Origin of the sequence: Bacillus solitudinis (assembly GCF_002797395.1) — a bacterium.
Classification (GTDB): Bacteria; Bacillota; Bacilli; order Bacillales; family Bacillaceae_D; genus Halalkalibacter_A; species Halalkalibacter_A solitudinis.
The window spans coordinates 3994021-4011711 of sequence record NZ_KZ454943.1; the positions used below are offsets into that span (position 1 = coordinate 3994021).

Consider the following 17691-nt stretch of genomic DNA (forward strand, 5'->3'; position numbering starts at 1 on the left):
ATAGGTGCTCTTTGTATTGGAGAATAATAGTAATAAACATTCCAAGACTCAAAATGTGACTCTGATAAACGGCTCTCTCAAACGGATTTCGAATTGCCGCAGCTTTGATTTGTGCTGCTTTATCACTAGCCCAACTACGTGAACGACTCTTACAATACTCGTGTTTTTTTTCGGTCAAGGTCTCATCACTGGCATTTAAAATATCTTCAGACGAAGGAAATTTCTTTAAAGTTAATAGCGACACAACCGAATATAAATCCCCAAACACACCTCTGAATTCAGGAAATACTTGATCTAAAATCGCTTGGAATTGTAGTTTTGTCTGAATTAAAGTACCAGTAATAGTTTCGTGTTGTCTCGTAAGGTCACGTAAGTTTAAGAGCTGAACGCCACGCTTTTGTATGGCTCAAGTTCCTCTTTATAATAGAGTTCGCACAAAAGATAAGCATCAGCAGCGTCCGTCTTAACCTTTCGTAAACTTGAACTTTTGGCCTTGTAAGAAATCAATGGGTTAATAATGATTAAGAGATAGCCTCGCTCCTGGAGATAGTGAACAATAGGAGCTTGATAGTGTCCTGTTGCTTCCAGAATAACCGGAGGTTTCTTCCCTATCTCAGCAGTCAAACCTTCGATGAATTCCACAAGGGATTCAAGTCCCTCATTAATATGTGATACTTTAAAGCTCTTACGGTATGGTTTCCCTTTATCTAGAAATGCTTGAACCTGACTTTCTCCTTTTGACACATCCAGACCAATGACTGGATTCATTCTAAATCCCCTCCAAATGATAATCTAACCGGTACCCCTAATTCCTTCTTGTAGTGTCACAGCTTCGCTTGTTATACGAGATCTACGTCCCAACCAGCCTCAATCATGTTTCTACAAGTAGGGGGTAAACTGTTTACTTGACGGGATCTATGTCCCACGGGCAGAGACGTTTTACCCCGGCTACTGTTATAATAAGACCATATAAAACAAGGTCAACCAGAAATATTTTCTTATCTGGCTGACCTTATAATACGAACGAGGAGGATAGTTGAGAAGAAGTAATTATCATTTCTTAATACATAGTAGACCATTACTGCGCAGCAAAGATCTTCTTTTTTAGAGGGCTTTGCGAAAAAATGTACCTAAACTAACCTACCAAGAATAGTTAAAAAAGACAAAAAGGCCAAACAAATAACTTTGCTTAGACTTCTTACTACGAATTGTCTTTGGGGATTTGATCATCTTTAGCTAGTCATCTTATTAAGTCAATAACCCCTCTTATAGATACAAATCTATATCCATCATAACAGTAGATGGATATTAAACCATTAACAATAACAACAGTATTATTAAAGTGGTAGTTGCCCATACCAAATATTTATTTAATTTTCCGTCATGATAGTTACTTAACTTATAGCCTGTAGCTACAAATATTTTAGCCATTTTACGATAAATATCATAATATAGAAGTTTCTCATAGTTCTTCACTAAATATTTCTTTAATAAAATAAATACAGCAATTGACCAGAGAAAAGGTTGAATTCCACTTAACATATGTTTTGTATCGAAATAATTAATATCTACATTCATATTAGTTAAACTTTCTAACAAAAAAGGATTAATACCAATCAATATCATCATAACAGTTAACAATCCCAATCCTAACTGCATGCTGATGGCTGGTTTTTTATCTACGTTAATAGTACTGTTTTTGAAAAAGGCATAATAGATAAATTTTAAAAACATTAGAGAAGTCCCAAAACTCATTAGGTTAAAACCCCAGGTTAATAATGGTTCGTGTAAAGCCTCTTTAATAATGGTTTTACTCATATATCCATTAAAAAAAGGAACTCCAGCTATCCCCATAAAAGCTACCAATGTTGCTATCGAAGTTACGGGAAGTTTACTGCGCATGATTCCTAAATTTTCAAAATTATCTTTCCCTGTTGTATAAATGACAACTCCCACTGCCATAAATAATACAGTTTTATATAATATGTGATTAACTAGGTGAAAAATAGCTCCAGCTATTCCATCTGCAGTACCAATACTAATACCAATAATCATAAAACCAACCTGGATTATGATGGAATAGCTCAAAAATTTACGAACTTGGTTTTGCCTTAAGGCCATTACAATTCCAAACAAAGCCGAAATAAGACCGGCATATGCTAAAATATTTATCCCGGACAGCAGGCTGCTCATTACATATACTCCCACTTTTGTCGTATAGATTGACAAAACGACTGCAACATAAAAAGGAGCTTTGCTGTAAGCCAATGGCATCCAAGTATGGAAACCGACAAAAGCCAGCTTAATTGCTACCGCAATCATAAAAAGGGGGATTCCAGCTTCTATAGCATTCAAAGATAAATTACCTGTAGCCGAATACTGTAAAAATATCCCCCATAATAAACTTAAACCTCCTGCCACCTGCATTAGAAAATAATAATACCCCGTTTTTTTAGTTAAATCACTTGCCATTATAATAAGAAAAGATGAACTGATCGTCATTAACTCCCAGAAAACATACAGAGTAAACAGATCACCGGAAAAAACCACGGTCAGGGCACTACCAATAAACACAAACATTAACCTTAAATTAGTTCGAGAACATATAGTAATTGAATAAAGTACAGCAGCCAAGCCACCGACAGCAAAAATTAATCCAGTTAATTTACTGATACTATCTACTCTAAAAGGAGTTAGAGTATAATTGAGAAAATCCAGTTGTAAGCTATAACCAGGTATTAAATAAAAAGTAACAATAAGCGCTCCTGCAGTAATGAGGAAAGAAATGATGTATTTTATTTTATCACTCACGGGCAAAAGTAAAAGTATAGCACCTGTTATATATAAGAAACCTGGAGAAATCATCTTTAACCTCCTAGTACTATTCTTATGTATTCCCCATTATCCAGCAAAAATTTTGGAATTTTATTAATTAGACTTAAAGGTAATGAAGGTACTAAACCAAGTACAATACATAAACTGCCCAGAAATATAGTCGGTAATCTTAAAGATAAATCTGGTTCTTCCATTAATAGTTTTTTTTCGTTTTTTGTATATAATTTAATAATTACTTTTAAATAATACGTTAAAGATAAAAACGTTCCCACCAAAATAAAAAAGGCAGCATAAACAAAACCAGCTTCTAGAGCTGCTTCAATAATAAGCCATTTACTCATAAATCCATTGAAGGGAGGCAGGCCCACTATTGCAAGAGAAGCAACGACAAAAATAAATGAAAGTATGGGGAATTTATAACCTAGCCCTTTAATATCTTCTATTTCAACAGCGCTTAAACTATAATAAAAAATTCCTACAACCAAAAATAAAGTCCCTTTCATGATTGCGTGATTTAGAATATGAAAACTTCCACCAATTAATCCTCCTTCACTGCCTACAAATAATCCGATAGTGATATACGCTATCTGGGCAATACTAGAATACGCAAGAAGCCGGACTAAATTTGATTGCTGATAGGCTAAAAAATGAGCAATAATAAAAGTAATTACTCCCCAGAAAACACCAATATTTAACATTCCACTTTCATCCAGAAAATCAATTCCAAAAATAATATATAATACTCTGATTAATGCATATATAGCAGATTTCATCACCAATCCCGAAGATAAAACATTATAAGGGATAGGGGAATCTTCATAAGCGTCTGGTAGCCAGGCATGCAGAGGAATTAACCCTATCTTTATTCCATAGCCAAAAACAAAAAAGGCCATAAGTGTACTTTTTATCTTAAAAGGGATGTCTTGAAATTCCAGTGAAATTTCTGCCATATTTAGAGTTCCCGTTAAATAATAAGTTAAAATTGTAGCGAGTAAAATAAAAAAGCTCCCAAATGTAGACATGATCAAATACTTAAAAGTACCTTCTATTCCTTTATTTGTTTTTTTCAGCGCCGTCAAAGCGATAGAACTTAGAGAACTCACTTCCAAAAATACATAAAGATTAAATAAATCAACAGTAAGAACCATTCCTGCAATACCGGCTATCATTAAATATGTAAAAATAAAATATTTATGTTTATGAATTACTTTGATATATTTCAGGGAAAAAATAATAACTGGTAAAAATAATATAGCTATTATTAACAAAAACATGGTGGAAAAAGGATCTACCATTAAATTTATTCCCAAGAGCCCCCAATCACCAACACTGTAAACTTTAGGGTGATCACTATTATGAATAACTAAAATTAATAAATAAAGATATATGATTGCACTACCGGTTACCAAAGGAAAAAAGATCTTTTTAAAATAAAACTTAAAAATTCCAAGAAAAAATGCGGTTAATAAAGGTAAAATGATAACCCAGACAGCCGCTTCCATTATTAACCTCCCGAAAATAAAAATTATCCTCTTAATTTTCTAATCTCATCAACGTTTAAAGTTCCATATCTTTTATATATCTTAATCACCAACGCTAGCATTACAGCTGTAACACTTCCCCCAATAACAATTGACGTTAAGGCCAGTGCCTGAGGGATAGGATCAACTACCATTTCATATCCCCTGTCTAAAATAGGAGCAGTTCCACCCGGTTTATAACTTACGAGTATTAATAATAAAATCAAAGAAGATTCTACAATAGCAACTCCAATAACAATTTTTATTAAATTTTTTTGGGTAATGATCGTATACATTCCTAGACAGAATAAAATGATTACTAAAACAAAAGGTATTTCCACTATTATTTCTCCTTGATCAAACTATTAAAAATGATCGCCAGACCAGCTCCTACTTTTAAACCAACCATTAAATTTAAGTAAGGGATTAACCCAGCACTGATTAATTCCCCGGTATTTCCCGGACCAAAATTTGCTTGTCCGTTGGCCAGAAAATTGCTTCCAGTCAATACCCCTAGTAATCCCAGTAAGATAAAACCTATAGCTCCTATATCTTCTACTAACTTTTTTCGGGTTGGTTTGAATTTATATTCAGAGAATTCAACACCATAGGTTATTGTCAACAGAATGGGAAGGATAGCCAGAACAACTCCTCCAACAAAACCTCCGCCAGGACTTAGATGACCAAACAATATTAAATACGCTCCTAAAACTGCTAAATAAGGGATAATCAATTTTATTGTTTGATTAACAATCATTGTAAATTTAGTACCCTGCATTGTTGCTTTTGTTATGGGAACCAGAAAAGCTAAAATAGCAGCAGCAGTTAAAATCACAGTTACTTCACCTAAAGTATCAAAACCTCGGTAATCAAGTAGGACTGAAGCAACTAAATTTATCGCCCCGGTTTCCTGTACCCCTTCAGATATATAGTGTTCAGATAAATATCTTTTACGATCGTTATCAAGATTATGTATTTCATAAAATATAAATAATAAGAAAATAGCCAACGATGCAACAAGGCCTATTTTATAGAGCTTTTTAAACATTTCATTTATTCTAATCATTTCGTTCAATACTCCGTTTTATTTATCGTAATTACAAAAAAAACAGTCATTAAGCCAGCAGTCATTACCGCTTCAGCCAGAGCAATACCTGGAGCCTGGAGTATTACAAAAATAACTACTAGAATCGTACCGAATATGGGTAGAGTAATAACTGAGTTTGATATATCTTTAGTAAATACCATAAAAAATGCGGTAATTAGTAAAAATATCATTAACAGATTAAATAGTATATCTATCACGACTTTACCTCCAATCACTCATCAATATCGTTTTTTGTAAGTATTTTGGGTATAATATTATAATTATTAGTAAAACTGGCTATGACATGAATTGCTATCGGATTCGTGATTAATAAAAAAATTAGTATTACAATAAGTTTTAAAGAAACAACCCCAATTCCTTCCAGAACTATACATCCCATTAAAACTGAAATACCTCCGGCCATCAGGCATTTAGAGCCAGCATGTAACCTAGTATACAAATCAGGAAAACGAATCATTCCCACAGCAGTACTTAACAAAAAATAAATGCCTGTTAGTAAAAATACATAAACAAATATTTGTCTTAAAATAGTAATTAAATCAATCACTAACTTCTCCTTTCTCTGGTTTTCTAAAATATTTACCCATAATTAAAACATTTATAAATAAGAAAACCCCATAAACTAAAGCCACATCAATAAAAAATTTTCTTTCAAAATAATAACTTAATAAAACTAAAACTAATAAAAACATTACACCTATCGAATTCATAGCAACTATTCTGTCAGGTACACTGGGACCTTTAATTAGCCTATAAAAAGTTAAAATAGCAGATAAGACAATTGCCAGTATTAAATAAAGCACGAATATCACACTCCAGATTGAATAAAAAACAAAACCAGATACTTAAACTGAATTAATCAAATATTTTAGCTATCAAATTCTCATGTTTACTGATAAGTGCTTTCTTTACTTCTGCTTCATCGTCACTGTGAACATCTATCCAGTGAATAAGATAGTTTTTATTTAAAAGATCGAAATCCATCGCCAGGGTCCCCTGAGTTAATGTAATAAAATTGGCTAAAATTGCAGGACTGTTTATATTTTCAAGAGATGTTTTTATACTAACTACTCGGGGAGAAAACGAAGGTTTAATTTCAAATGCATGTCTGGATACTCTGACTGCAGATAAAAATACATCATATATAAAAGCACTGATGACCAAAAATATGTAATATATTTTTAAAAAAAATTCTTTCGTCCCATATTTCTTTTGTACTAATCTGAATACATTATCTGCAAACATAAGCGATATAAAAGAACAAATTATAGTACCCAACAAAAATACCTGGATATTAACGCGGCCTGCAAGAACAAACCATAATGCCAGGGTTAGAATAAATGTTAATAATTTTTTCTTCAAATTATGTACCTCACTTTTAATTTAGTAGTTCTTATTATTACCATAGGATGAGTTATTATTATTAAAATATTTAAATTCTAAGGATAAGGAGAAATCCAATGCGGTATTTTCGTCCCACTGTAGGCAAAGTATATTACGATATTGGTTTTTAGAAAAAAGATGTTTATTTGGTGATAATAGCTCTAATCCCAAATTAGTAGGTGTTTATATGTATGCGGTATAGAGGCAGAGGTGTAATGATTTACTGGCATGTGGCTAAACATTCAACCTGTATCTACTCTCAGAGGAGCATAAGATCTATATAAGCAGGATCATTAACCGCTTTTTAAACCCATACCTAGCAGATGATGTTACAAGAGTTGGAAGAGGGCCCCTTCGCAAACTAGGACCAAACGATCGATTAGTCGGGCCGGCGAAGCAATATATGGATGTTGTAGGTGAACAGCCGATTTACTTAGCTAAAGCCATTGCAGCGGCTTTAAAATATGATGTTAAAACGGATGAAGGAGCAGTCCAAATCCAAAATATGATCCAGGAAAATGGTTTAGAAGCGGCTATTTGTGATATAACAAAATTAAATCCACATTCGGATTTAGTTAAACTAATTATGGAACAATATCATTTATTAGCTGAAGGTAAATTAGATTAAGCTAAACAGGAAGAGAACGTAACAGTGTTATGTTCTCTTTTTTAGTGCGCCAGGCATGCGTAAGAAATTATTTTCTTTGGAGTGTTCCGAAGAAAGTATTTAACTAACGAGTGTTTTTCTACAATAACTAGGAATTTCTTTCTTCTTCTGCAAACGGTCTAGATTAACCCTTTTATTACGTAGTAGACACATACTGTGCGGCAAAGGTATTCATTTTTTAGTCGACTTTGTGAAAGAATGTATCTAACGGGGCACTAATATTTAATAAAGGTTTTAGAGGTAACGATTTAGAGCAAAAAACAATAGAAACAAGGGATCTCAAACGTATTGAGGTCACCTGTTTGTTGTACCCCAGTCGCGCCTTAGAGTTATACATAGCTTTGAGTGTTAGCTTTTCCACTTCAATTTCGGCCCCTATACTCGTACGGAGTCATTTCGTAATAAGACTGGAATTTTTTATAGAAAAAACCTAAATTATTATAGCCTACTTCGATTGCTATATCATTGATGTTTAGATTACTGTTCTCTAGTAGAACAGCGGCCTTTTTCATTCGTTGCGATTGGATCAATTCTTTGTAGGTTTTACCGGTTTTCTTTTTAATGAGTGAACTTAAATAATTGGGGTGAAAATTAAAGTGAGTAGCAGTTGAAGCTAACGTACACTTTTGATAATTTTTTTCGATATACTCTAGAATGTCACCTAGGTATGGTGTAGAAGATTGGCGATGGCTTTGCTCCCTTTGAAAAGATCTTAGCATTTCTCCAAAAATGATGACCATATATGAGTCGATAATCTCCTTTGTACAAATCTTTTTACTAAAGTATTCACATAATACATTCTCCATTAGCTCTTTAAAAACGAGACTTCTAGCACAATGGAATAAAATGAAGTTGTTATCATGCTGAGTATGTGAAATAGCTTTCACTAAAAATTCAGACATAATACCATTTTCAGCTAATCTACTTAAGAAAGCAGCTGAAAAATATGATTTTGAAAACATAATATTAATGACAACATCATTTTCCTCCGTATCTAATATGGTATGGGGAACATTTGTATCAAGGATACAAACATCACCTTCTTTAAGTTGAACCGTTTTCCCATTCATGATTTGTGTACACTTTCCTGAATACACGTAATTCATCTCAATATAATTATGAATATGCATGGGTGGCTTAGAATACTTAGTGTGTAATCCGATAACGATGTTGCTATTTGTGAAAAAAATTTCACTTTTCTCACCACTGTCTACGAAAGCACGATTCTTAGAAGTAATCGAGTTGAAATCTAGAACAAAAATTGGATGATCAGGGTCCTCACTGATATTTTCCAACTCGTTATAGAATTCAACAGTTTTATCTGGTGAGGCTTTATATGCCAATTCATTTGGAGACAATTCAAACAGTTTTTTTCGTAGTTCTTTTTTATTCAATCTAAAAACCACCTAATTGTTAAGTTTGGTAAGTCGTATTCTTAAGTTTAGACATAACATCAAGATTATACCTTTGTTATGATTATAATATCAGGATTATGAGTAATTCAATTCAAGCCTTCTGAATTGAAACAAGATAGCAAATATCATAAGGAGAGAAGGGTATAAATTGAAAATAATCGATTTAAAGGTTAATCATATAAAGAATCCAATGGGATTTAGAATGAATGACTTATTTTTTTCATATAAAGTTATAGATACATCAGCTAAAGTACAAGTAGCAGCACAGATAGAAATCGCGAAGGATGAGGATTTTACTCATATAATCTATGATACAAAAAAGGATCCATCTATCGTAAAAAATTTTTTTTCTTGTCATCTCCAACTTGAACCAAGAACAAAGTATTATTGGCGAGTAAGTGTTTGGAATGAAAAGGAAGAACGTGCTGTAAGTCAAATCGATTGGTTCGAAACAGGAAAAATGTCTGAAGCATGGGAAGCAAGTTGGATAACTCCTGACATGGATCATTCGATTCATCCGGTTTTGTATAATGATATGTTTATTGAAAAAGGCGTTGAGAAAGCAAGGATGTATATATGTGGTTTAGGGGTGTATGAAGCTTATATTAATGATAAAAAGATAGGAGAGGAGTTCCTTGCTCCTGGGAATAACAACTATCATAACTGGATTCAGTATCAAACATATGATATTACGACTAGCGTGGTGACAGGAAAGAATAATATTGAAGTAATGCTAGGAAATGGTTGGTACAAAGGAAATTTTGGATTTAATGGTGGAATGGATAATATTTTTGGGGATTCCTTTGCTCTTATAGCTGAAATTCATTTGCTTTTTAAAGATGGAACTAATGAAGTATTCTCTACAGATACACGATGGAAATCGAAGGAAAGCAAGATTAGAAAAAGTTCTATTTACTTTGGTGAAATCTATGACGATACGTTCTCCCCAACTGAAGTATATGGGGTAAAACCTATTTCTTTAGATAAAAAGCTACTCGAGGACCGAAGAAGTGTTCCTGTCGTTGTGAAGGAAAAAGTGAAGCCTCTCAGTGTAATAACCACGCCAAAAGGTGAGTTGGTTATTGATATGGGACAAAATATGGTTGGTTGGCTTTGCTTTAAAAATACCTTGCCTAAAGGGAAAAAGATTTCCATTCAACATGGGGAAATTTTACAAGAGGGAAATTTTTATAGGGAAAATTTAAGATATGCTGATGCAGAATTTCACTATATATCAAATAGTGAGGAGAAATGGGTTCGTCCTCATTTTACATTTTATGGGTTTCGTTACGCGAAAATTACAGGCTTAGACTCCATTGAATTGGAGGATTTTGTTGGTGAGGTTGTTTATTCTGATCTCGAACAAATTGGAAAAATAGAAACGAGTAATGAAAAGGTAAATCGTTTATTTCAAAATGCTTTATGGGGGCAAAAAGGGAACTTTCTAGATATTCCTACGGATTGTCCTCAACGTGATGAACGGATGGGGTGGACTGGTGATGCGCAAGTCTTTTCACCAACAGCAGCCTATAACATGAACGCTTATCCGTTTTTTGGAAAGTTTGGGTATGATTTATGGTTAGAGCAACAAGGTATTCAAGGAGCAGTTCCTATGACAGTGCCTACCATTCCAAATCCAACGATGCCTCAAGTAACAAAGACCTCTAGTGTGTGGGGAGATGCGGCGACAATTATTCCATGGAATATGTACCTTTTCACAGGAGATGCGACAATTCTTAAAAACCAATTTGATAGTATGCGTGCTTGGGTCGAATATATCCAGGAAAGAACTGGTGACCAATACCTTTGGAATAAGGATTTCCATTTCGGTGATTGGTTGGCTTTGGACGGTGAAGATCCGAAAATGCCTACAGGAGGAACTGATCGGTACTTTGTGGCATCTTCCTTTTACTATTATTCCACAAGAATTGTTTCTAAAGCAGCAAGTGTTATAGGGGAAGACGCTTTAGCTACTAAATACGAGACGTTAGCAAGACAAATAAAGCAGGCGATTCAGAATGAGTATTTTTCTCCTAATGGACGGCTAACCATCGATAAACAAACGGCTTATGTTTTAGCGCTTTACATGGAACTTTGTAAACCAGAGCATACGGAGCGTTTACTAAAAGATTTAGTAGAACGGCTGAAAAAAGATGACTCGCATTTAAAGACTGGATTTGTTGGAACACCTTATATATGTAAAGTGTTATCTGAATATGGTTACAATGATGTGGCGTATACCCTATTATTAAATGAAGACTATCCTAGTTGGCTTTATGCAGTTAATCTCGGAGCTACAACTATTTGGGAGAGGTGGGATTCCGTTTTACCTGATGGGAAAATAAACCCTGCTGGAATGAATTCATTAAATCATTATGCATACGGTTCGATTGTAGAGTGGATGTACCAGTATATGGTGGGACTTAAGCCAGATGAAACAGCGCCAGGTTTTCAACACGCCATTATTGCTCCTAAGCCTAACTGGCGATTAAAGCATGTATCGGGGGAATATCATTCTGTTGTAGGGAGATATGAAGTGAAATGGAGTATTTTGGATGATGGGAGATTAGACTTTAAGTTCACTATTCCTTTTAACGGAAAAGCAACAATCATTCTACCCAATGCAATAATAGACCAGATCGATGTAGACGAAAAAGCGAAATATGGTGATGATGTTAAACTACAAGTAGATAGTGGTATTTACCATTTTTGTTACCAACCCAAAGTGTCTTATATTAGAAACTTCAGTATCCACAATACATTAAAAGAATTACTTGATACTGTACCAACGAAAAATATCATTAACGATTTATTACCTCAGGTTTCTAAAATCAAGTCATATAAACTACCAATTTATTTAGATAAAACACTTATAGAGCTAAAAGAGGAACTAGGGCTTTCAAAAGATGACTTACATCGGGTGAACAATTCTTTACGTGATTTTAATGGTTAAAGGTGCCGCATATTTTAGTGGATATCGTTGCTTATACAGTATAGAGATTGAACTCTAAAAGGGTTCAATCTCTTTTTATGAAAAAGTACTCTGATTCCAGATAAAACATTGCCTCTTTGTTTACGATGGATGATGTTTTCATCCTACCGTTTTTATAATACTAGGATATATATTAAGTTTGGTAAGTTAATTTGTTAAGTTCAGACATAACAATCACTTTAGGTCTTTGTTAAACTTGACCTATGATAACGTTATCATTAAGGAGCTAAAGTAAAAGTAGAAATGGGGGAACATCATGGATAATCGAAATCTTGCAAAAAAAATTCTTGCGGCTATTGGTGGAAAAGAGAATGTCACCAAAGTTCAGCATTGTATGACACGGCTTCGTTTTAGATTAAAAAATTCTAGCAATGCAAACAAAGAAATAGTGAAAAAGATAGACGGTGTAATGGGTGTGACGGAAGCGGGGGGACAATATCAAGTCATCATAGGAAATAATGTATCAAACGTTTATAAGGAATTAGTAGATATATTAGGGATAAGTCCTGAACAAGTAGTGGAAGAAGTAGAAGAAAAAGAGAAACGTTCATTATTTAATCGATTTATAACAATGTTTACTGGTATTATTGTTCCTGTACTTGGTGTTTTAGCTGCATCAGGGGTTCTAAAAGGTTTATTGGTTATTTTTACTCAATTGAACATTTTAAGCAATGAATCTGGTATATATCAATTACTTCATATTGGGTCAGATGCTTTATTTTATTTCTTTCCAATAATTTTAGGGTTTTCGGCAGCAAACCAACTAAAAACAAACCCTTATGTTGTTGCCACTATTGGAGCAGGACTAGTTTATCCAGATTTTATAGCTCTATATAATGAGGGTGTACAATTAGACTTTATTGGAATACCAGTTTTGTTAGCGAATTATACTCAATCAATTTTTCCGATAATAGTTGCTGCTTGGTTAGTTTCCTTATTAGAAAAACAATTTAAAAAGTTAGTGCCTGAAGCACTAAAGTTGATGGGAGTACCGTTTCTTCTATTAGTAACAGCGTTCCCTATAACAGTTCTTGCAATTGGACCTGTAACCATTTACCTTAGTCAGCTACTAGCGAGTGGTGCTAACGGACTATACTCCTTAAACCCAATTGTAGCTGGAGTGCTCCTTAGTGGTATTTGGCAACTAATCGTAATGGTAGGACTTCATGGTGCCTTTATTCCAATCATTTTTAATAACCTTGCAACAATGGGATATGACCCAATTAATGCAATGTTAACTGTTTCGGTTTTTGCTGTTGCTGGTTCAGTATTGGGAGTAGCACTGAAAGCAAAGAAAAAATCTCAAATTAAACCTGTAGCGAATGCTTCCGCATTATCAGCTATATTAGGAGTTACCGAGCCTGGTGTTTATGGTATCTTGGTACCACTTAAAAAGCCTTTCATCATGACTGTTATTGCAGGGAGTATTGGTGGACTGATTGTCGGGATATTTGAATCTGTCCAATATAATTTTGCGGGTATGGGAATATTTTCAATTCCGGGATTCATATCGCCTGATGGCATTCATTCTGGTTTTATTGGGTTTCTTATTGCTATTACCGCGGCATTTTTAGTTGCATTGATTTTAACATATTTATTTGGATATAAAGAAGATATCGAATTATCAAAACAGTCTATTAAACAATCGAATGAAGAGAAAGAAGTTAAGCAAGCAGTTGAAAAAGTGGTGTATAATCCAATAAATGGAAAAGTTATCCCTATATCTGAGGTAAATGATGGGGTTTTCTCTAGTGAAACAATGGGAAAAGGCTTTGCTGTGGTACCTAATGAGGGTGTTGTCTATGCTCCATTTGATGGAACCGTTGTCAACGTTTTTCATACGAAACATGCTATTGGATTATTGTCAAATACTGGTGTGGAGCTAATTATTCACATTGGTTTGAACACTGTCGAATTAAACGGTGAACCATTTAACATTCTTGTAAAAGATGGTGAGCAAATTAAACAAGGTCAAAAAATTGGCGAGTTTGACATTGAGGGTATAAAAGCTAAGGGCTACGATGTTACAACACCAGTTGTCATCACAAATTCAAATACTTTCTCATCAATTTCGATCGTGGCAACTGAAGAAACAAAAGAAAAAGAGATAAGTGTTCGTATTCAATAAGAGAATGAATAATAAGGCACTGAAAAAGTTGTTTGTTCCTTTTTCAGTGCAATTTCACTAGCCTCATATTTGAGGTTTTCATCATTAAGAAAGAAAGAAGGTTCTGTCATATGAATCGATATAAATTTCCTGAGAATTTTTTATGGGGGGGAGCTATCGCCGCAAACCAATCAGAAGGAGCCTATCTAGAAGGTGGCAAAGGCTTAACACATGTAGATTTATTACCAACTGGTAAAAAGAGGTGGGAGATATCTCTTGGTAATATAGACCAACTAACTCCTGTAGAGGGAGAGTTTTATCCATCTCATACGGGAATTAACTTTTACCATCACTATAAAGAAGATATAAAACTTTTTGCGGAGATGGGTTTTAAAACACTTCGATTGTCGATCGCATGGGCTCGTATTTTCCCTAATGGGGATGATGCTACACCGAATGAAGCAGGATTGCAATACTACGATGCTATATTTGACGAATTAATAAAATATGGCATAGAACCTGTCGTAACAATGACTCATTTTGATATTCCAGTAAACTTAATTGAGAAATATGGTAGCTGGAGAAATCGAAGACTGGTTTATTTATTTGAGAACTATGCAAAGACAATACTTGAGCGTTATAAAGAAAAGGTAAAGTATTGGGTGACTTTTAACGAAATCAACATGCTTCTACACCTACCATTCATTGGAGGTGGGCTTGTTTTGCAAGAAGGTGACAATAAAACACAAATCAAATATCAGGCTGCTCACCATCAACTTGTAGCTAGTGCATTAGCTGTAAAGGCTTGTCATGAAATAAACCCCAAGGCGAAAATAGGATGTATGCTGGCTGCTGGAACGACTTATCCTTACACTTGTAATCCTGACGATATGTTTAATGCGATGGAGAAAGACCGTGAGAATTTCTTTTTTATAGATGTCCAATCAAGAGGATCCTATCCTAGCTATGCGACTCGTTTTTTAAAGGAAAATGAGATTCAGATAGCAATGGAGCCTACTGACGAAGAGCTTCTGAAAAACAACACGGTAGACTTTATAGGATTTAGTTATTATGCAAGTCGAACAACTAGTACGGATCCAGAAATATTAAAAAATACAACAAGTGGTAACGTTTTTGGTTCTATCGAAAATCCTTACTTAAAAAAATCAGAGTGGGGTTGGACCATTGACCCACTAGGTTTACGTATAACGGCAAATCAATTATATGATCGGTACCAAAAGCCTTTATTTGTTGTTGAAAATGGATTAGGTGCGGTTGATAAGTTAACGGCCGAAGGAGAAATTCACGACGATTATCGAATTGATTATATTAAAAGACATATTGAAGCAATGGGAGAGGCAATAGAAGATGGTGTCCAAATTATTGGTTACACCAGCTGGGCTCCCATCGACATTATTAGTGCCTCTACTGGTGAAATGAAGAAACGTTATGGTTATATCTATGTAGATAAAGACAATGAAGGAAATGGGACGTTAAAAAGATTGAGAAAAAAAAGCTTTTATTGGTACAAAAAAGTTATTCAATCGAATGGTGAAAATTTGGATTAGCTCGAAGGTAGGAGCCTGCCTCCAGCGCGTTAGTGCTTCTGATTAGCGGGGGGCAGGGACTGGAACTGGAATTCTCCAACGAAGACCCTACTCTAATGAGCTTAGATAAAGCAAAGCAAAGTAAAAGTTGATAAGTTTTTATTACTAGTGGGTTTATGTAAAGGTACGAACTTATACTTAAAGAGTAAAAACACCTTTTAGGTATGTATTATTTACTATTGATATTTGAAAGCAAATAGGCCAGACTGTGTGAAACTTTTATATTACACAGTACAACCATACTGTTTTAAAAATTACCTACCTAAGAGACGATTACGCTCAGTGTGATCGTCTTTTCGTATTTGACTTTATACTGTTTAGCAAACTTTGCTCCCTTAAATAATTAATGTAGATTATCGTTCTTGTAATCAATATAGAGTTGTCCGTCTTTTTGAACTTCAGCATAAAAAACATCAGAAACATAATTAATGCCAGCTTGTTGTAATTGTTTTTCCAACCATTGTTTATTTAGATTTAATTTATCTAAGTTCTCTTGAACAACTTTCCCATCAGAAATTACAGACGTAGAAATAGGAAAAATATCTGTATTAACTTGTTTAATATTTAGATCACTTTTAGTTAATGGTTGCTTTTCTTCCTTTTTCAAAACTGAAAGCTTACCATCGATTTCAAAAATAGCATATTCAACGTCAGAAACAGAAAATACATTTTTTTGTCTTAATAAGGCTTTCAAAGCGTCTACATCTAGACGTTCTTTACGAAGTTGCTCTTCCATAATCTGACCCTTTTTTATAAGGATACTTGGTTGACTTTCAATAACATTTCGAGCTTTGTTAAACTTTATATTAATATATCCCAAAAATATAGTAATTCCACTCCATCCAATTAATGCTATAACGCCATTTTTAATACTTAAATTTGAATTAATTACTAGGTTGGCTGTCATTGCACCAATAGTAACAGCTGATACAAAATTAATAAAAGTCATTTCAGATAATTCTTTTCTACCCATAATCCTAGTTAAAACTAATAAGGTTATAAATGCGATAACAATTCTAAGTACTAAATTTGTGATTGTCATACCGTAACTCCTTTACGTGAACCCAATATTGAATAACTGTAATCATTCTGCCCGGAAATTTTATTATTTAAAAGTTGGAAAATAAAAACTAGAAAGTAAAGTATTGGTACTGAACAGTACAAATATAATGCGCAGCAAACCTTATCTAACAGCTAACTTTGTGAAATAATACACTTAAACTATCGGGTGCGTTAGTTGAACAAAAAAACAGTTAATAAACATAAAAAAATGGCTCGGTTCGTATGAATTGAGCCATTTAAATTTGTTACAAAATTGGGTGCAAATAAAGGTGCATATTAAGTTGATATTGCAACTTGGAATAACTATCCAAACTCATTATGGCGTTATTTTGAAACCATGCCATTCGCAAAAGATTCTAAGACATGGGAATCCGTGACAATGGGTGAAGGTCAATCACCTTTAATCGTTCTAGATCGTATGGAGCCAAATACGTATGTAAAAGTTGATTATATGATGCCTACATTATCCTTTAAAGATCGAGTAGCCGTTGTTTTGATGACAAAGGCAAAAGAATTAGGGGTATCAAAAGTAATTGCTGATAGTAGTGGTAATGCAGGAACGGCGATTGCAGCTTATGCAGCACGTTGTAACATTGCCTGTGATATATATCTAAGTGATGAAACTTCACCGAAAAAGATCGCTCAAATAAAAGCCCATGGAGCAACGATTAAAGAGATTCGTGGTACACGAGAGGACATTGCAGCTGCGGCACAAAAAGCAGTAGACGAAGAAAAAGTTTTTTACGCAAGTCATGTGTATAATCCTTATTTTTATGAAGGAACGAAAACATATGCCTATGAAATTTATGAACAATTAAATGGTGCGCCTGATGCTTTAATTATTCCGGTTGGAAACGGTACGCTTCTCTTAGGTGCGTACTATGGCTTTAAAGAGTTATTTGAAAATGAATTAATTGATAAAATACCGAAAATCGTTGCCATTCAAGCGGAGAACTGTGCGCCTCTTGTGAAAACTTACCAAACCGGGGAGGAAT

The 17691-nt window shown here is 34.2% G+C and carries 14 protein-coding genes and 2 pseudogenes; 5 read left to right on the top strand and 11 right to left on the bottom strand.

The annotated features are described in order from the left end of the window. From CEF19_RS19475 to CEF19_RS19515, 9 genes and pseudogenes are all read right to left on the bottom strand, one after another. A pseudogene (locus tag CEF19_RS19475) lies at positions 1 to 768 on the bottom strand (IS110 family transposase); the annotation flags it as partial. Positions 769 to 1308: 540 nt separating this feature from the next. After that, a complete protein-coding gene (locus CEF19_RS19480) occupies positions 1309 to 2865 on the bottom strand; it encodes a proton-conducting transporter transmembrane domain-containing protein (protein WP_100407605.1) in 1557 nt (518 codons plus the stop codon). Positions 2866 to 2867: 2 nt separating this feature from the next. Further along, positions 2868 to 4337 (bottom strand): complex I subunit 5 family protein, encoded by a 1470-nt coding sequence (locus CEF19_RS19485; protein WP_100407606.1) that lies wholly within the window; start codon positions 4335 to 4337, stop codon positions 2868 to 2870. Between the two features lie 23 nt (positions 4338 to 4360). Beyond that, positions 4361 to 4696 carry a sodium:proton antiporter gene (locus CEF19_RS19490; protein ID WP_100407607.1) on the bottom strand — a complete coding sequence of 112 codons (336 nt, stop codon included), beginning with the start codon at positions 4694 to 4696 and terminating at the stop codon, positions 4361 to 4363. Between the two features lie 2 nt (positions 4697 to 4698). Continuing rightward, the gene (gene mbhE, locus CEF19_RS19495; RefSeq protein ID WP_100407608.1) at positions 4699 to 5421 is read right to left on the bottom strand and encodes a hydrogen gas-evolving membrane-bound hydrogenase subunit E; all 723 of its coding nucleotides are present in this window, start codon (positions 5419 to 5421) and stop codon (positions 4699 to 4701) included. Between the two features lie 5 nt (positions 5422 to 5426). Next, positions 5427 to 5660, bottom strand: coding sequence for a Na(+)/H(+) antiporter subunit B (locus CEF19_RS19500; protein WP_100407609.1), 234 nt, complete (start codon positions 5658 to 5660; stop codon positions 5427 to 5429). Positions 5661 to 5674: 14 nt separating this feature from the next. Then, positions 5675 to 6010 (bottom strand): monovalent cation/H(+) antiporter subunit G, encoded by a 336-nt coding sequence (gene mnhG, locus CEF19_RS19505; protein WP_198510327.1) that lies wholly within the window; start codon positions 6008 to 6010, stop codon positions 5675 to 5677. Next, the gene (locus CEF19_RS19510) at positions 6003 to 6266 is read right to left on the bottom strand and encodes an MrpF/PhaF family protein (protein ID WP_100407610.1); all 264 of its coding nucleotides are present in this window, start codon (positions 6264 to 6266) and stop codon (positions 6003 to 6005) included. The genes mnhG and CEF19_RS19510 overlap by 8 nt, the downstream gene beginning before the upstream one ends. Before the next feature lie 52 nt (positions 6267 to 6318). Then, on the bottom strand, positions 6319 to 6825 hold the full coding sequence (locus CEF19_RS19515) for a Na+/H+ antiporter subunit E (RefSeq protein ID WP_157801018.1): 507 nt from the start codon (positions 6823 to 6825) through the stop codon (positions 6319 to 6321). A 313-nt stretch (positions 6826 to 7138) separates the two neighbouring features. Between CEF19_RS19515 and CEF19_RS19520 the strand changes: the two genes are divergently transcribed. After that, entirely contained in the window at positions 7139 to 7474 is a 336-nt protein-coding gene (locus tag CEF19_RS19520) for a mannitol dehydrogenase family protein (RefSeq protein ID WP_406565396.1), read from the top strand. Positions 7475 to 7875: 401 nt separating this feature from the next. Here CEF19_RS19520 and CEF19_RS19525 read toward each other — a convergent pair whose 3' ends face one another. Next, a complete protein-coding gene (locus CEF19_RS19525) occupies positions 7876 to 8907 on the bottom strand; it encodes an AraC family transcriptional regulator (RefSeq protein ID WP_100407613.1) in 1032 nt (343 codons plus the stop codon). 169 nt (positions 8908 to 9076) lie between these two features. On the opposite strand from CEF19_RS19525, the gene CEF19_RS19530 reads away from it, so the two are divergent. The 3 genes from CEF19_RS19530 (at position 9077) to ascB (ending at position 15595) form a co-directional block, all read left to right on the top strand. After that, positions 9077 to 11881, top strand: coding sequence for an alpha-L-rhamnosidase (locus tag CEF19_RS19530; RefSeq protein ID WP_198510328.1), 2805 nt, complete (start codon positions 9077 to 9079; stop codon positions 11879 to 11881). A gap of 295 nt (positions 11882 to 12176) precedes the next feature. Further along, positions 12177 to 14048: a beta-glucoside-specific PTS transporter subunit IIABC gene (locus CEF19_RS19535; protein ID WP_100407614.1), complete on the top strand. Its 1872-nt coding sequence runs from the start codon at positions 12177 to 12179 to the stop codon at positions 14046 to 14048. A 110-nt stretch (positions 14049 to 14158) separates the two neighbouring features. After that, positions 14159 to 15595, top strand: a complete 1437-nt coding sequence (gene ascB / locus CEF19_RS19540) for a 6-phospho-beta-glucosidase (protein WP_100407615.1) — start codon at positions 14159 to 14161, stop codon at positions 15593 to 15595. Between the two features lie 382 nt (positions 15596 to 15977). Here ascB and CEF19_RS19545 read toward each other — a convergent pair whose 3' ends face one another. After that, a complete protein-coding gene (locus tag CEF19_RS19545; RefSeq protein WP_100407616.1) occupies positions 15978 to 16676 on the bottom strand; it encodes a YetF domain-containing protein in 699 nt (232 codons plus the stop codon). Between the two features lie 300 nt (positions 16677 to 16976). Between CEF19_RS19545 and CEF19_RS19550 the strand changes: the two are divergent. Then, positions 16977 to 17691, top strand: a pseudogene (locus tag CEF19_RS19550) (pyridoxal-phosphate dependent enzyme); the annotation flags it as partial.